The following is a 17,671-nucleotide window of genomic DNA, read 5'->3' as shown; positions in this document are numbered from 1 at the left end:
GGGCTGGGCTTGACGCTTCTGCGAGATCATCTACGATTGAAACATAGGGAAGAATGATCTGTAGCTGTCACCATCGCATCATTCCTATTCTGTTAAAGGGTGTCCACTTTCTTGACAGAGGTCCATGGGTTCCGTTAACGGCCGAAAAGTAATCCAAATTCCCCACTATTGAAGTAAATAGCGTACCTGTTGTCCGCCAAACTATAGAAATAAGGGCATTATAAGAGAATAGCGGATCTCATGTCCGCCTCCTGTGCGTGAAAAGAATGATTCCCCGTTTTCCACAAAAATTCCAGAGACTTTATCGCATCGCGGTAACCATGAATCTTGTTTTGCGCTGCCCGCGGAAAGCAGCCCCCTGCAGCGGCTGGCTTTCTTAAAGGAAAACGAACGTTCTCTACAGCATTGTACAAGAATTTATCAGTAAAGTTCTGAAAAAAACTTTTTTATACTTGATCAATAACGCATTTCTTCTGTTTAGGACTATTGACCAGGATGTTCTTTATATTGAACCATGATTAATTTGAAAAATGGAGGAAATTGAAGAAAAATAGGTAATATTTCATTATAAAGAACAATCAAGCGCGAAAAAGAAAGAATTCGGTAATTTGTAATGGTTGTTAGGTCTCGATGTTCGTTATATACTTTCCATATATTCTTTTTATAGAACATTAAAACTTCCCTCCATTCATGGCTAAATTTTATATTACAGCAGAATTAAATGTTTGTGTTTAATTAAAGAGATTTAAAAACGAGAATTATTTTTTTTAATGAAATTGTTCTTTATTAAGAACTTTAAGAACCATATAAAGTACGGTAATGTCTCCCAGCCGTTATCACTGGAGGCACTCGTTCATGCTGTGGGTAAAATACCTTAGATGCTGGTCATCGAAGGTGTGGAGTGAGGAAGGGTTGAATGCCCATATTTTATTTTTTTGCCTGCTCTCCAATTTTATAAAAAGGGGGCAAGAGATCATGGTTTATCGAAAAAAATTAGCAGTTACTATTGTCATAGATTCGATTTTTATTCTTACTGCTCTTCTGATGAGCAGCATTTTTTTATATGAATATGCATTTTTGGCGAGTCCCTTGTTTTATATCACGCTGGCTGGCATACTCATACATTTTTTCGCATTCTCGTATGCATACCGTTTATATAAAAAAACTTGGGAGTATGCGAGCTGGGGAGAAGTGCTTGTTATTTTAAAGACTGTCGGGCTCACTATTCTAATGACAGCCGCCTTTCAGCAGTTGATTGTCCAGGTAATCACACTTCGGATTCTCGTCATAACCTTTTTTCTTCAAATTGTATTTATTGGCGGGTCACGGCTGTCCTGGCGGATCGCCAAAAGCAGGTTGAAGGTCAGTACGAATAAAAAGCGGACATTGATCGTCGGAGCAGGATCTGCTGGAACACTGGTCGCAAGACGACTTCAGGAAAGCCAGCGAAGCGATCTACTGCCGGTTGCATTTGTCGATGATGATACAGAGAAACACCATTATGAAATCTATAACATTCCGGTTGCGGGCGGAACAAAGGATATTAAAAGAGTGGCAGAAGAGAAACAAATTGACAATATCGTGATTGCGATTCCTTCTCTTGATCGAAAAAGGCTGAATGAAATCTATCAGGAATGCGCAGCTACGAAGGTCAAAACCCAAATCATGCCAATGATAGAGGACCTTGTTACAGGGAAGCTGCAAGTGAATCAATTTCGGGATGTCCGGGTCGAGGATCTTCTTGGGAGAGAGCCGGTAGAGCTTGATTATGAAGCGATAGCTGAATCAGTAGGAGGGAAAGTAGTATTGGTCACAGGAGCAGGCGGGTCGATCGGTTCAGAAATCTGCCGGCAGATTGCAAGATTTCATCCGCACAAATTAATACTGCTGGGTCACGGTGAAAACAGCATTTATTCCATTGAAATGGAGCTTCTTGAACTGTTTCATGAGTCGCCCATTGAATTTGTTACAGAAATCGCAGATATACAGGATGCAAAGAAAATAGCATCTATTTTACATCTCCATGAACCTGATGTTGTTTACCATGCTGCAGCGCACAAACATGTTCCGTTAATGGAACGCAATCCGGAAGAGGCGTTGAAAAATAATGTTATTGGAACGATGAATGTAGCAAAAGCAGCCAGCTCCAGCAGAGCCGAAACATTTGTCATGATCTCCTCGGACAAGGCAGTAAATCCGACGAGTGTTATGGGGGCTACCAAAAGGCTCGCAGAAATGGTCGTACAGAATATGAATCAAGTCAGCGCTACCCGCTTTGCTGTTGTTCGATTCGGCAATGTGCTCGGAAGCCGCGGAAGTGTAATTCCATTATTCAAAAAGCAAATTCAAAAAGGAGGACCTGTCACCGTAACCCACCCCGAGATGGTCCGTTATTTTATGACCATTCCTGAAGCATCCAGGCTTGTCATCCAGGCGGGGAGCCTAGCGAGTGGAGGAGAAACTTTTGTGCTCGACATGGGAGTGCCGGTAAAGATAGTCGATCTTGCCAAAAACTTGATCAAGCTCTCTGGCCATGCAATCGATGATATCGGGATTTCTTATACAGGTGTCCGAAATGGTGAAAAGCTTTACGAAGAGCTGTTAAATGATAACGAAGTCGATGACAAACAGATCTATCCGAAAATTTATGTCGGAAAACCGTCCTACATGTTTATGGAAGAAATTGAGGATATCACTTCCACATTTCCGCTTTTTGATAAGGAGACGCTGCGTGAAAAGCTGCTTGAGCTTGCGAACCGCAATGCAAAAAGTGCCTCAGAGCTGGTGGAGGATGCTGCACTGCCGGCTGAAGCCTAGAATCATCTTGGATACAAATGGAAGGCTGAAGAGAGGATGGAGAAAAATTTTATTATGAATGGAATGATTGCGAATGAACAAGACAATACCGCTATCTGTTCCATACCTTTCATTAGATATTCTAAAAAACCTGGAAGAAACAATTAGAACGGGGTGGGTATCTACAGGAGGGAGGTTTATTCAGGAATTCGAAATGAAGGTTGCTGATTATACAGGAGTAAAAAGAGCATTATCCTGCCAGAGCGGGACGGCGGGCCTTCACCTGGCGCTAAGGGCATTGGGTGTCGGATATGAAGATGAGGTTATCGTACCGACGCTGACATTTATTGCAGCTGTAAACCCGGTTACCTACACAGGAGCAGAGCCGGTATTCATGGACTGCGATGACACACTCAACATGGATTTGGACAAACTTGAGACATTTCTTAAAGAAGAATGCAGGCATGTGAAAGGAAGGGTCATAAATAAAAGGACGAACCGCACGGTCAAAGCGGTAATTGTCGTTCATGTTTTTGGGAATCCTCTCGATTTTGACAGGCTGATGGCCATAAGAAACACGTATAACGTAAAAATCATCGAGGATGCAACCGAAGCACTCGGCTCCTTCAACCTGTCCGGCCGATATGCGAACAGACACTGCGGAACTATTGGAGATGTTGGAGTATATTCCTTTAATGCCAATAAAATAATCACCACCGGCGGCGGAGGAATGATCATTTCCCACAATCAGCAGCTGTTGGAATATGCGGAGTTTCTTTCGCATCAAGCAAAAGCAGATCCGCTTTACTACACTCACGATGAAATCGGATATAACTATCGGATGACAAATATTCAGGCAGCATTCGGCACCGATCAAATCGACAGGCTCGAAGGATTTATTGAGACAAAGATTATCAATTACAAGCTGTATGAGCAAGCTCTGCAGGGCATTGAAGGCTTGACACTGCTGCCATTCCGAGAAGATGCCCGCGCCAATCATTGGTTTTATTCCTTGTATATCGAAAAAGAGAAATATGGGATGGATGCGCGGGAGCTGCTGCGGAAGCTGAACGATCATAATATCCAAAGCAGGCCGCTCTGGGGATTAATTCATAAACAGAAGCCCTATGTTAAACACCAGCAATTCTGTATTGAGAAAGCAAACAGCTTTGAAGGAGCACTTATTAATATCCCATGCAGCAGCTCGCTGACTGCAGAAGATATCGAGATCGTCACAGAAGTGCTGACACCGCAGACAAAAAGCCATTTCATGGTGCCGCCTCTGTTAGCCAGGTTGAGATAACCACCACCTTAATTGTAAAAAAATACATTTTTTTACTTTTCGAAAGGGAGAAAATTTATGAAAAATGTGTGGATTGTAGCTCCATTTGCAAACATTGATGACGTCGGGGATGCCAACCGCTTTCAGTATCTTGCGAACAGACTTCACGAGGAAGGTGCCAATGTCACACTTTTCACCAGCAATTTCGCACATATGGAAAAAGAGCATATCAATGAAGATATTGCTGAAGCCTACCCATATCAAGTTATCTGCGTAAAAGAACCGGGCTATCAAAAAAATGTCTCTATGAAACGTGCGTGGAGTCACACCAGCTTCTCAAGGCAACTAAAAAAGGTCATGTCTTCGATGGACAAACCAGACGTTGTTTATGCGGCATATCCAACGATGACTGCAGCCTATGCTGCTGGGAAGTATGCCAAAAAGCACCATCTGCCGTTCATCATTGATATTCAGGACACATGGCCGGAGTCGATTTCTTCTGCGATAAATACAGAGCGTTTTTATATAAAACTGCTGATGTGGCCATTTTCAAAATTTGCGGATCATATTTACCGGATGGCAGACGTCGTGTTTGCCGTTTCTGAAACCTATGCACAGCGGGCCAACGTCAAAGGCACAAAATGTATAGATTTTATTCCGGTGTATATCGGAGCAGAAGCTGAGCGGTTTGAACAGCCGGACGAAGAGCCCGTGGTGAAGCGCGACGATGAGATATGGATCACCTATATCGGAACCCTCAGCCACAGCTATGATATGGAAACAGCGATCAAAACCTTTGCATCCATGAAGGAGCATCGTTCCATCAAGCTGAACATTCTCGGGTCCGGACCGGATGAAGAAAAGTTGATTCAGCTCGCAAAGAAGCTGGATGCCTTTGATGTGAATGTTCATTTTTACGGCTATATCCCCTATGAAAAAATGGCAGCTATTCTAAAAAAATCAGATATCGCTCTCAATGCCATCAAGGGAAGTGCCAAACAAACGGTCACCAATAAATTAGGAGATTATCTTAGTGCAGGACTTCCGATTTTAAATTCCTGTCAGGAAAAAGAAATCATGGGCCTTGTACAGGAGAAAGAACTTGGCCTTAATTACATCCCGGGGGACCCGGAAGTGCTGAGGGAAAGACTGCTGCAGATGATTGAGGACAGAGATAAACTCCTGCAGTATTCTCATAATTCTCTTGTATTTGCAAAAGAGCGGTTTAATCGAAAAGAGAGTTATTCCTCGATTGTAGAAAAAATTCATGTGATCTAACCGCACAGGAGGTGAAGAAATGAAACGACTGGTGGACATTAATATTGCTGTTGGGGTTCTGGCCGCCTTCAGTCCACTTATTCTGTTGACCGCTTATCTGGTCCGAATCAAGCTTGGTTCACCGGTTCTTTTTACACAAAAGCGACCAGGTCTGCATGGAAAACCATTCACGATTTATAAGTTCCGGACAATGACAGAGGAGCGTGATGAAGATGGAGAATTGTTAGAAGATGAACGGCGGCTGACGAAGTTTGGCCGTTTTCTCCGTTCATGCAGCCTGGACGAATTTCCGCAGCTTCTGAACGTGTTAAAGGGAGAGTTAAGCATTGTCGGTCCGAGGCCGTTGAAATGGAGCTATTTAGCATTGTATACGCCCTATCAGGCAAGACGTCATGAAGTGAAACCAGGCATAACCGGATGGGCTCAGGTGAACGGCCGCAATGCGATCACCTGGGAAAAGCGCTTTGAACTGGACGTATGGTATGTGGATCACCGCTCGGCGAAAGTCGATGCCAAAATCTTATGGCTGACGATAAAGAAGGTTCTTGCATCAGACGGTGTCTCCCAGGAAGGCCACGCCACCATGCCGGAATTCAAGGGAAGCTCCAACTAGCAGCAGAGGAGGCAGCAAATGAAGATTTTAGTGACAGGAGGAGCTGGCTATATTGGAAGCCACACCTGTGTAGAGCTGTTAAATAAAGGCTATGACGTTGTTGTTGTAGATAATTTCTCTAATAGTCATCCTGAAGCGCTGCAGAGGGTCCGAAATATTACGGGAAGGGACTTTGAGTCTTATAAAACAGATATTATAAACAGAAAGGCCATGGATGCTATATTTTCAGAGCATGATTTTGATGCGGTTATACATTTTGCCGGTTTTAAGGCAGCAGGCGAGTCTGTTACTAATCCTCTTCTTTACTATTTAAATAATGTAACCGGTACGTTAATTCTTAGCGCAGTGATGGAAAAACACGGAGTCCATCGACTAGTATTCAGTTCTTCTGCGGCAGTGTACGGCAGGCAGGAGCGAATGCCGTTAACAGAAACGGATGCTCATCAGCCGGAAAGTCCGTACGGAAAAACAAAATCAATGATTGAGGAAATGCTTCAGGATATGTATTTGGCAAATATGCAATGGAGCATTGCTATGCTTCGTTATTTTAATCCTGCCGGCGCTCATAGCAGTGGCCTGATTGGGGAAGACCCAAATGGGACCCCGACAAACCTTGTCCCTTATATTTCGCAGACAGCAATTGGAAAGCAGGCACATGTCAGCGTGTTTGGCAGTGATTATCCGACTTCAGACGGGACAGGGGTACGAGATTTTATACATGTATGTGATTTAGCCAACGGACATCTTCACGCGCTGGAAAAAGTGCTTTCGTCACCGGGAATCAATGCTTACAATCTTGGAACCGGCAAAGGGACAACCGTGCTTGAAATGATAAAAATGTATTCAAAGACAGTCGGCTTTTCTATTCCATACATGCTTGTACCGCGCAGAGCTGGTGATACGGACATCTGCTTTGCTGACCCAGCGAAGGCAGAACAGGAGTTAAGCTGGAAGGCGCGTCTTACCGTCGAGGATATGTGCAGAGACGCCTGGCGCTGGCAGGTTACTAATCCACAAGGCTATTCTGGACAGACAAGGGAGAAGATGCTTCATTTTGTTCATTAAACAGAAGAAAGATGAAAGGAAACGCCAGTGAAACGGATAATTAGTGTGACACCATTGCTGTGCATGGCAGTGATCCTTTTTTTTATAACGACTGCTTTTTATTATTCAGGAATTTTTTCGAGGAGCACGGAAGAAACGGAGGCTGTGCCTGCAGAAACAATCTCCGGAGAAGAATATGTAAATGTAAACGATTTTGGAGCGACCCCTGGCGATCCTCAGGATGATTCAGCAGCTATTCAAACGGCAATTAATTACGCGGGGGAATCGCAGATTGGCACAGTGAAAATTCTCGGAAATACTGATTATTACCTTGAGGAGGGCATCGTCATAAAAAAGGGGGTCAGGCTTGAGCTTGGCCAAAACACTAGACTGTTCGTACTCGAGGATTTCCGTGCAGTGGATATTAGGAAAAACGCTTCTATTCACAATGGCATGATTGAAGTAGTAGATCCTGGTTTTCAATCCGAGGTAATATACCTTGATGGTGATCAGAAGTTCTGGTCGTGGGACAGCACTCAAATAAAAAACATACGTATTATCAATTCTTCAGAAAGCTTTCGGGGAACAGCTGTTTCACTTGCAGCAGACGGTCCTGATCATTTTATCAGCTTCGTAAATTTTACCAATCTGAACCTTGTCGGGTTTGAATACGGCATTCATCTTGAAGCCGTCGAACAGAGTACAAAGGAAGATTACACTTATATTAACGGCAATCGCTTTACCAACATTACAATAGACAGCTGTGTTCATTGTATACACATTGAAGGAGCAGTTACGATTCCAAACGAAGTCTCGGGAAATATTTTTTCCAATCTACAGGTGCAGATCAGTGCGGAAACAGAGAGAGTAATGACAGTCCGCGGCACAAGCAACCGCTTTGACGGGGTGATCTGGGACGAACATCTGCTGACACACAGCAGACCGGTCCTCGTATTTACACAACAATCTTCCAAAAGCAGACTTGATACTAATTTAGCAGTAACACATATCAGGGACCGCGGCCAGAGTAATATGCTGCTGCATCCAGCACAGGGGCAGGAACCATAAGTACAGAGTGGAGGGACAAAATGAACGATACAATGGATCTCAAAAAATTTCTTGATATTTTGAGAAGAAGAATAATGGTAATTATCGTTACTGCATCACTGATGTTTTTGACAACTGCTGCGGTACTGCTGTTCGTTATTAAACCGAGCTATGAAGCAACTGAATTTATCATTGTCGGAGATTTGAACAGAAGTGAGGAAAATTACGTGGCTCTGCAGGAGATTGATATGCTTTTAGCTTCTTCACTTGATTTAATCAAAAGTCCGGTCATTCTTGATTCGGTGAAGAGTCAGCTTGATTTTCCGGTGGACGATCTTTCAGAGCAGATATCCCTGCAGAACAATGATAATTCTCAGGTTATTAATGTGATTGTGAGGGATCACGATCCGGAAAAAGCAAGAGATATAGCTTCCGCTGTTGCTTATACGTCCGTTGATAACTTAAACCATTCCTTCGGGGTGGATCATATTCAAGTACTTCGCGGCAGTAATAATGAGGTAACGCCGCAGCAGGTAGGCAGCACGGTGCTGAACTTAGCGATCGGATTAGCTGTCAGTGTGCTTTTTGGGGTAGCGATGGCAATGTTCAGGGAGAATCTGGATAATTCCATTAAATCCAGAAGAGAAACAGAGGAACAGCTGGGATTTACTGTGCTGGGGGACATTGACTTAAAATCTAAACAGCGAAAGAGCTATCAGCTTCACCCGCAAATTCCAGTGCAGGAAGAAGATAGGAAAGGAGAGTTCGCGCGTGTCCAGGACCTTAAACATTAAAAATAAATACTTAAAGAAGCTGTTCCTGAAAGAGAGCTTAATCAGCTCCGAGCAAATACGAATTATCCGCTCCAATATTGAAAGGGAAATGACAGACATCGCCAGACCCTGTTTCATGGTGACTTCGCCGAACGCTGACGATCAGAGATCACTGATAGCTGGGAAGCTGGCTGCTTCTTTTGCTGAAAAAGGCCGGCGCGTATTAATTGTCGACGCCAATTTAAGAAAGCCTGTCCTTCATCAGTGGTTTAATCTCTCCAACGATTACGGATTAACTACGATGCTTCAGCAGTCAGTAAAAGAAGTGTCCTTTGTAAAACGAACCGTGTTTCCAGACTTGTTTCTTCTGACGGCAGGGTGTGAACGTATAAATTTATTCCATCAGGAGGTTATGAAGGGATTTGAATTATGGATGAAGCAGTGGAAACGCGAATATGATGCTATTATTTTAGAAACGCCGCCGTTTTTAAAATATTATGATGGGCAGATGCTCGCTAATCAGGCAGACGGAGTTATAGTGGTCGTAAAAGAGCATAAGACGAAAATAGAGGATGCGGTTCAGACAAGAAATAGTCTTGAAAGGGCAAATAAAAAAATATTGGGAGTGATCTACCAAACAGTATAGAATTAAGAATGAAAAGAGTAAGGGGTTAAGCGGATGGACATGGGGAAACGAAATTCTATTACAAGAAATATTTTTCATTTGTTTTACAGTACGGCATTGACAAGTGGATTAAACGCCGGGGCACTCATCTTGCTTGCTTATTACCTGCAATCTCATCATTATGGAATATTCAGTGTTGTCATGGCATTTGCGATGATTATGGCTTATTTTACTGATGCGGGCTTAAGCGATATCGTGCTGAGGGAGGGGTCAAAAAAAGGAGTTAACATTTCAGTGCTGATGTCTTCCTATGTAAAGATGAGAGCGGTGCTTCTGCTGCTTACCCTTGCTGCCGGCTTTCTCCTGATTGAATGGCATTATTCGCACAATCAGGAAATTATTCAGACCGGCTACTTCTTAATTCTGCCGATGGTAACCGGTGTGGCGATGCAGAGCATCAGCGGTGCTTATTTTCAACTGATGGAAAAAATGCAGTATGATGGGCTCGTGCGTATTACTTCTGCTGTAGGTCTGATCGCTTCGATCACCACGGGAATGCTTCTCTCTCTTCATCCGTTTGCTGTTTGTTTCTTATACGGCTTTTCTTACTTTCTGGCAGGCATTCTCGGTATTTATCTTGTGACGAAAAATATCCGTTTTGATTTTAAAAGCAGATTTCATAGAGGGCTGTTTGATAATCTCGGCTCTTTCACGCTCGGAGGACTGCTGTTTATTATTCTGCCGCACTTAGGGCCGCTGATTTTAGAAAAAACGGTCAGTCTGGCTGAGATTGGTTTTTTTGCTGTAGCGTACCGGATACCTCAGGCTTTGCAGCAAATACCATTTGTGGTGGCAGGAGCTTATTATCCTGTGTTGTTCCGCCATTTTAACAGCAATCAGCTTTCCAGGCATTTAGAGCTCAATATCACACAGGTAAAAATCATGGCATTGATTGGAATGGGATTAACCATTCCATTTTTTTATTTATCCGAATTTTTTATTACGCTGTTGTTTGGAGAACAGTGGCTTACCGCTGCTTTTCCATTGAAAATATTATCACTAATGCTGACCTTTCAGGCAATTAACATCGCGCTGGCTGATGGCTTGACTACCAGGGGACTGCAGAACTACAGGACATTCATTCAGATTATTGCCATTATCTCCGGAGTTTTTCTTTATTTTTTTCTTAGTAATTCGTACGGAATAATGGGAGCGGCATTTGCCGGTTTAACTATTGAAATCATAACACTGGCAGGGTTCTGGATGCTGACACCCGGGCGCTGGCAGGTCTGCAGAAAAGCAATTCTCCCTTACTTATTGTTTTTCCTGTCCGTTCTCTGGACATTTGATTTTATCTTTCAAGCTGTGCCTTTTGCAGGAGCCAGTCTGCATCTTCTTTTATTAGCGACACTGCTGTATTTTGACAAGGAGCTGAACTTGAAGCTGAAGAGACTGATTGCGGAAAGCCCACTGGCTGCCAAATGGAAGCTGAAAAAAACGCAGGGGGTGGAAAATGGGTAATTTTGTGACTTCCTCCCAGAACAACAGCAGAATCATTTTCCTGCTCCTGCTGTTGATTGTCCTGGCGAGGTTCGGTGTTGATCTCGGATTTTCGTTAAAGCCTTACATGATCTTTTTGCTTTTGTTTCTGCTTGTACACCTCTCCACATTTTACTTTGAAAAACTGCAGCTGTTCGAAATTGCGATGATTATGTTTTTTTTAGTTTATTGCTATAGCGGGGCTTTCGCACTATACCCCGCAGCAAGTCTCCGAATTTTTTTTGGAATTGGGCTCTATTTGTTCTGTTACTTTATTACAAAATCAATCCTGCACGCTGCTCCATCAGAAGTCATTGATAAAGCTGTGGCAAACGTAGGTATTATTTTTAATATTATCAGCCTGCTTATGTACGGTGCCGGACTTGCCGTACTCCAGGGGGTGAACAGTGATGAAAGAATCAGCTCTTTTGGGGTGATGCTGGACAGAGACTTTCCGAGATTGATCGGGCTTCTGCAGGATCCTAACTTCTTTGTCTTTTATAATACAATCTTTTTTGCTTATTTCTTATGTCATTTTCGCTCTCTAAAAGGGAAAGCCGGTCTCATTCTCTGTATTACAACAATTCTTCTCACATTCTCGCGCGGCGGTATGCTGGCGATGATATTGATGCTTGCAGTTTACCTGCTACTAAATAACCCTCTCAGACAGCTGAAAATAATGATCAGTCTAGTGTCGCTTGGAGGGTTGGTCTTGTATGTGAGCGCAGCTCATATGAATTTTGACCTGCCGGGAATGCTCGCTGACAGAATTGGTAATGTTTCGAGTGACGGCGGAAGCGGACGCATGGAATTATGGGTAAGGGCGTGGGAGTTTTTTGCACCAAATTTTCTTTTCGGCATCGGTGCCTTTAATTTCTCGGAATATAACACGCATGCTTACGGAGCCGGTATTTCCGTTCATAATACATTTTTAGATGTGCTATCGGAATCTGGACTGATCGGAATATTTTTTTATCTGTTATTCATCGCCTTAGTCTTTGTGCAGCTATTGCAGGGAAGAGTTCATCGTACAAAACCATATTTATTTTTAACCTTTATCGGATTTCTCCTTCAGATGGGATCGTTAACGATTATTATCAACGACATGTTCTTTATGTTTATTGCTATTGCTGCACATTATCTTCACCACGAAGCAGCTGTGAAAAAAGTGGAGAATAAAACTCATTCTATTCCTAAGAAAATAGGAGTGCCTGCCGGAGGTTGAATGAAATGAAAGAGAGGGCTGTCTCATGAACGTACTAGTATTGACAGACAAATTGGAAACCGGAGGAGCAGAGACTTATTTCTGCAAGCTTGAAAACAAATTGAGTCATCCAAACATGAGCTTTTATACAGCTGCAGCATCGGGGGAGCTCTCGGGAAGAATAAAACATAAGGAAGCATTCACAACTTTGGCGAGGAGAAACCACCTTCGTAATCTGGCTGTACTCTATCAATTGGTGAAGCGCCTTAAGATTGATACTATTCATGCGAACAGTCTACGGATGACCCTGTATGTTATCCTGCTCCATCTGTTAGGCAGAAGGAAGCTGAAGATCGTTTATACAAAGCATAACATCACCGCAATGGAAAAAAGACTCGCTTTTCTGTATACGAAGCTGATGAATTATTTTGTTGATAAAATCATTACGGTAAGTGATTTTGAAAAGAATAACCTCCACAGGCTTGGGGTGAAGAAAGAAAAAATAAAAACTATCTATAACGGCGTGGATCTAAACCAGTTTGAGTTCGCGGAAAAAAAAGAAAAAGCCTTTACCAGGAACATTGGAATTCTTGCCAGGCTTTCTAAGGAAAAGAACGTGGAATTATTTGTGAAGATTGCAAAAGAATTTAAGCACATGCCGGGATACCGTTTTTTTATTGCCGGAGACGGCCCGGAAAAAGAGAATCTTCAGAACTTGATTAATAGATGGGATCTGCAGCAAAAAGTGACATTACTCGGCGCAGTGCCGCAGCCGGAAAAATTCATAAAAAGGATGGATGCGATACTGCTGACTTCCCACCGGGAGGTATTTCCGATGGTGGTATTAGAAGCAATGGCTTCCGGTACCCCGCTTTTGACAATTGATAGAGGTGGTATAAGAGAAGCTGTCATCGACAGTGAAACGGGTCTACTGATTTCAGAACATTCCGCAGCCGATTTCAGCCATCGCCTGCGGATGCTTGATAGTGACGAATCGCACCGTGAAAGAATCATCGAAAATGCAAGGCGGAAAGTGGAGGTGGAATTTTCACTTGATCAGATGATTCAGGAGACACTGAATGAATATGCGGCTCTCACCAATAACAATTTACCGGCTGATAGTTTCCGCGAGGAAGCAGTATTAAAATGAGAAGGGGAGGGGGGAGATGGTGTCGGAAATGAAGAAATCTCAACGCTTTGCGGTGATGATCGACAGCTTTACATTGGCGAGATGGAAGGTAGAAAGTATTAAACATTTAACTGAGATGAAACAGCTTGAGCTCTGTCTTGTCATCTTAGTTGATAAACAAGACCAGGCAATCCATCCTAAAACATTTTTTCAGATTTACAGCACTATTATCAATAAATTTGTGAAGAGCCTGGAGTGTATAAACAACGGTTCGCTATTGAAGCATCTGCCTGTCTGCAGCTATCAAGGAAGCAGCACTGAAGCAGCTGAACTGCTGCAGAAAACGGAGCTCGACTTTATTTTAAATTTGAGTGAATCCAAAGCTTCCGGATTTATCCTGAACTCGGTTAGACACGGTGTGTGGCGTTTTACTTTTCATGATTTCCCCCGAATCAGTAAAGGACCTGCATTTTTCTGGGAGTTATACAATCACGACCCCGTTATTTGTGCTTCTCTAATTCAAGAAACAGACGATTCATCCACACCGAAAACGTTAAAGAAAGGCTGCTTTGCAACAGCGGCGGATTCTCTTGCAGCTGCAAAGGAACTGGTCTATTCATCTGTCGTGAAATGGCCGGCATACGTATGCGTGGAGCTTACATCGGGTAATGCAGAGACCGTTCAGGCGCCGTTGCAGCGAGAGCCTGCCGAAGCTTTAGCAGAGCCTGATGCCCGGCAGACTCTTACCCTCATTGGACGGTTACTGAAAAGAAAAACAATAAGCTTATTCAATAAGCTATTTCGCTATGAATATTGGAATATCGGGATTATAGATCAGCCGATTAATGAGGTAATTTCGGATGCAGCGCCGAAAATTCAATGGATCGTTCATGATGGAAATGTTTACTATGCGGATCCTTTCGGTTACCAGAGGGACGGCAGAACTCAAATATTGATGGAGGAGCTCGATTATAAAGTAGTAAAAGGCTACATTTCGCAGGTTAATCTTTATCTGAGTAATGTGAATAAAAAGGATGCCGCGGTCACATCTTCAGTGATCCGTCTGCCTACTCATATGTCTTATCCTTACGTGGTTGAACATGAAAATGAAATCTATTGTGTTCCTGAAACCTCCGAGGAAAGAGAGGTGGCACTGTATCGACTGGATGCTGAGGGTGAAAAATGGCTCAAAGAAAAGACACTGCTTAATAATTTTCCAGGGGTGGACTCGAGCCTGATTCAGTACGAAGGCAGGTGGTGGCTCTTCTGTACAAAAGCATTTGAAAGTGCGCAGAGTCAAAACAATGACCTTCATATTTATTATTCAGACGATCTGTTAGGAGAATGGCTTCCACATTCGTGCAATCCAGTTAAAATTGACAGCCGCTCCAGCAGACCTGCCGGCACCCCATTTATATTTAAAGAAAAGCTGTACCGCCCGGCGCAGGATTGCTCGCGGACGTACGGCGGAAGAGTAGTAGTAAATCAGATCGAAAAACTGACACCGACAAGCTTCATAGAAACACCAGCTTCATTTATTCACCCGCGTCCGGATAGTGCTTATCCAGACGGTCTTCACACAATAGCAAAAATAGGAGATGTGACAATTGTGGACGGCAAGCGCTTTGACTACCACTTTTCACATCTATACAAAAAACTGTATAAATTTCTTCCGGTAAAATCGCAGAACCCGCTTCCGCAGCGGGCAGAATAAAGCAGAAGCAGCTAAAAAAGAGAAAAGGTGGTGAAAAGAATGAGGAAAAAAAGCGGGCAGCGCCTGTTATTGGTGCAGGTAGCAAGAGCAGTCGGTATTATTCTAGTGCTGATCGGCCATATCAATATTCAATTTTACGAAAGATTTACCTATGACTGGTTCAATATGGGGGTATGGGACCGGACGGGAGGGGTTGACTTTTTCTTTGTCGTGACAGGCTTCATGATTTATTACGTCTACCACCATTATATAGGAACCCCAGGCAAGGCAAGTGAGTTTCTAGTAAAGCGTGTGATTAAGATTTATCCGATTTATTGGGTATTTACGCTGCTTGTACTGGCTGGCGCATTTCTTTTCAGGGGGACGGAGAATTTTTACACAATCGAAGTCATTGTAAAATCGATGCTCCTTCTTCCGATTGATCCAGCTGTGGCTCCACCTGTTTTATCGGCAGCGTGGTCACTGAATCATATTGGGTTCTTTTATGTTCTTGCCGCTTTCATTATTTATAAGCCTTGTATTTTTATTCCTATCGTTGCCTGCTGGGGGATTCTCACTTTTTTCATCTCCTTGCAGGAGGTGTTTGGAAGGGACTGGGGCAATTTCGTATTAAGCTTCAGCAATCTTGAGATTTTTGCAGGATGCTTTATTGCATATGTGTACCTGAACTATAATCTTCGTTATGCGCCATTTTACATTATCACGGGAATTGGAGGATTTATTGGCATATGGATCAACAACATTTATGGATTCATACCGATGTACGAAGCACAATTTCATTGTCTTTTTTCGATGATGTTGATCCTCGGGCTTGCTTTGAATGAAAAGAAACAAAAAAGCATTCCGGCAGCGCTCTCCTTTCAGGGCGACGCCTCATACTCCGTATTTATTACACACATGCCGTTTTTGCAGCTGTATATATTTCTATTTGCCGAGTCGTCCCTTATTCAGGGACTTGGTTATTTCTGGTCCATGGTCACGATCATTGTAATAACGGTGCTCTCAGGTAATCTTGTCTATCTATGGGTCGAAAAGCCAATGACGACGTATCTAAAAAGCCGGCTATACCACAGGGTAAAAATCCCGGCTATTAAATCGGCCAGAAGCCTGAAACAGCCTGGAGATGTAAAAAGCTGAAAGACCGGAGTTTGTCAGAAAGGTTTTGTCTACTAAGAATGAGAAAAGTTGATGTTCGTTTTAATGCATTGTATTACTCTATATATAGAACTACAGCAAGAGCGTTATTTTTTTGCTGATGTTGTTTTTTATTAAGAACAAAAACGAGGGAGGGACACCAGCGTGAATTCATTTGCGGTAAGAAAAGAAAAGCAGAGTACTAAAAAAACTGAAACATTAAGCTGCGAAACAATCGAGGAGATAGTAAAAAGCTGCGGTGATTCCTTTTATGCGCTCGATCTGAAAAAGCTGCGCGGAAATTACAGTAAAATGGAGCGGGCTTTCAAAAGCCGTTACGAACCTTTAATTATCGGATACTCCTATAAAACAAATTATCTACCGCTGCTCTGCCGGGAGCTGTCCAGTCTAGGAGCTTACGCTGAGGTGGTATCAAGACTCGAGTACGATTTAGCTGTAAAAATTGGTGTCAATCCGAAAAAAATTATCTTTAACGGGCCGCTGAAATCCGAAAATGACATTGAGACCGCTCTTATGAACGAAAGCATTTTAAATATCGATTCGTTTTACGAAATTGAATATATTAAATCCTTCTGCGAAAGCAATCCTTTGCGGGAGTGCAGGGTAGGCCTCCGTGTGAACTTTGATCTTTCGGACGGGGGAGAGAGCGTTCTTCAAGAGGGCTATGAACGGAGCCGCTTCGGTCTTTGTGTTGAAAATGGCGATCTAAAACGTGCTGTTTCTGAGCTGCAATCGCTGCCGAACCTCAAGATTTCCGGACTTCACGGTCATTTTTCAACACGAAAAAGAGCTATTCGTACGTATCAACGTATAACAAAAAAACTATGCAGTCTTGCGAAACAGCTTCTCGCAGAAACTCCTGATTATATAGACATTGGAGGCGGCTTTTATGGGGAACTCCCAGCTTCGTTTGAAATTGAAGCTCCCTCCTTTGAGGAATATGCTGCTGCAGTGTGTGCAGTCATGCAGAGGGAGTACGGAGGTTTACCCGCGAGGCCGGCGTTAATAATCGAGCCAGGTATATCGCTTGTCGCCAATACATTTCTTTTCTACGCTAAAGTGATCGACACAAAAAATGTACGAAACCGGCATTTCGTCCTGGTTGACGGCAGTGTACACAACGTAAAACCCACAATGCACAGAAATAACCTGCCAATGACAATCATTCGGCCGGAGGAAGGTGTCTCCAACCAGCCACAATCCCTATTTGATATCGTCGGATACACTTGTATGGAAAAAGACTATCTAGCCCATGATGTCAGCAGTTCACTGCCCCGGCCGGGTGATTATATCGCTTTTGAAAACGTCGGTGCGTACAGCATCGTATTTAATCCGCCATTTATAAAAGAACGTCCGGCCATTGTGGCAGTCGAGGAAGCTGGTTGGAAAATCGCACGCCACAAAGAGAAAATCTCACAATTTTTCAATGAGGAGCTCTACTGCTTTTGAAAAATGTAATATACGAGGGGGAT

Annotated in this window: 14 protein-coding genes; all 14 read left to right on the top strand. The window is 43.1% G+C overall.

All coding sequences use genetic code 11. The features are described from left to right. Positions 1-975: 975 nt before the first annotated feature. Positions 976-2,817, top strand: coding sequence for a polysaccharide biosynthesis protein (locus ACE4RR_RS12470; RefSeq protein ID WP_375535748.1), 1,842 nt, complete (start codon positions 976-978; stop codon positions 2,815-2,817). Between the two features lie 73 nt (positions 2,818-2,890). Continuing rightward, a complete protein-coding gene (locus tag ACE4RR_RS12465; RefSeq protein WP_375535747.1) occupies positions 2,891-4,099 on the top strand; it encodes a LegC family aminotransferase in 1,209 nt (402 codons plus the stop codon). 57 nt (positions 4,100-4,156) lie between these two features. After that, positions 4,157-5,356, top strand: a complete 1,200-nt coding sequence (locus tag ACE4RR_RS12460) for a glycosyltransferase family 4 protein (RefSeq protein ID WP_375535746.1) — start codon at positions 4,157-4,159, stop codon at positions 5,354-5,356. A 19-nt stretch (positions 5,357-5,375) separates the two neighbouring features. Beyond that, positions 5,376-5,969: a sugar transferase gene (locus ACE4RR_RS12455; RefSeq protein ID WP_375535745.1), complete on the top strand. Its 594-nt coding sequence runs from the start codon at positions 5,376-5,378 to the stop codon at positions 5,967-5,969. Between the two features lie 18 nt (positions 5,970-5,987). Then, positions 5,988-7,034 carry a UDP-glucose 4-epimerase GalE gene (gene galE / locus ACE4RR_RS12450; protein WP_375535744.1) on the top strand — a complete coding sequence of 349 codons (1,047 nt, stop codon included), beginning with the start codon at positions 5,988-5,990 and terminating at the stop codon, positions 7,032-7,034. A 27-nt stretch (positions 7,035-7,061) separates the two neighbouring features. Further along, positions 7,062-8,081, top strand: a complete 1,020-nt coding sequence (locus ACE4RR_RS12445) for a glycoside hydrolase family protein (RefSeq protein WP_375535743.1) — start codon at positions 7,062-7,064, stop codon at positions 8,079-8,081. Positions 8,082-8,101: 20 nt separating this feature from the next. Next, on the top strand, positions 8,102-8,854 hold the full coding sequence (locus ACE4RR_RS12440; protein ID WP_375535742.1) for a YveK family protein: 753 nt from the start codon (positions 8,102-8,104) through the stop codon (positions 8,852-8,854). After that, positions 8,832-9,479 carry a CpsD/CapB family tyrosine-protein kinase gene (locus ACE4RR_RS12435; RefSeq protein WP_375535741.1) on the top strand — a complete coding sequence of 216 codons (648 nt, stop codon included), beginning with the start codon at positions 8,832-8,834 and terminating at the stop codon, positions 9,477-9,479. Before ACE4RR_RS12440 ends, ACE4RR_RS12435 begins: the two co-directional genes overlap by 23 nt. A gap of 39 nt (positions 9,480-9,518) precedes the next feature. Further along, complete coding sequence (locus tag ACE4RR_RS12430) at positions 9,519-10,979, top strand: oligosaccharide flippase family protein (RefSeq protein ID WP_375535740.1); 1,461 nt, start codon at positions 9,519-9,521, stop codon at positions 10,977-10,979. Beyond that, positions 10,972-12,222, top strand: coding sequence for an O-antigen ligase family protein (locus ACE4RR_RS12425; RefSeq protein ID WP_375535739.1), 1,251 nt, complete (start codon positions 10,972-10,974; stop codon positions 12,220-12,222). Before ACE4RR_RS12430 ends, ACE4RR_RS12425 begins: the two co-directional genes overlap by 8 nt. A 25-nt stretch (positions 12,223-12,247) precedes the next feature. Continuing rightward, the gene (locus ACE4RR_RS12420) at positions 12,248-13,351 is read left to right on the top strand and encodes a glycosyltransferase family 4 protein (protein WP_375535738.1); all 1,104 of its coding nucleotides are present in this window, start codon (positions 12,248-12,250) and stop codon (positions 13,349-13,351) included. A 28-nt stretch (positions 13,352-13,379) separates the two neighbouring features. Next, positions 13,380-15,044 (top strand): glucosamine inositolphosphorylceramide transferase family protein, encoded by a 1,665-nt coding sequence (locus ACE4RR_RS12415; protein ID WP_375535737.1) that lies wholly within the window; start codon positions 13,380-13,382, stop codon positions 15,042-15,044. Positions 15,045-15,083: 39 nt separating this feature from the next. Beyond that, positions 15,084-16,181 (top strand): acyltransferase family protein, encoded by a 1,098-nt coding sequence (locus ACE4RR_RS12410; protein WP_375535736.1) that lies wholly within the window; start codon positions 15,084-15,086, stop codon positions 16,179-16,181. A gap of 162 nt (positions 16,182-16,343) precedes the next feature. Then, entirely contained in the window at positions 16,344-17,648 is a 1,305-nt protein-coding gene (locus tag ACE4RR_RS12405; RefSeq protein ID WP_375535735.1) for a type III PLP-dependent enzyme domain-containing protein, read from the top strand. The last annotated feature ends 23 nt before the right edge of the window (positions 17,649-17,671 follow it).

The organism is Alteribacillus sp. HJP-4, from assembly GCF_042139015.1.
Taxonomy (GTDB): Bacteria; Bacillota; Bacilli; order Bacillales; family Marinococcaceae; genus JBHIKY01.
Note: the sequence above shows the minus strand (reverse complement) of the source record. Positions and strands in the feature narration are given on the sequence as shown.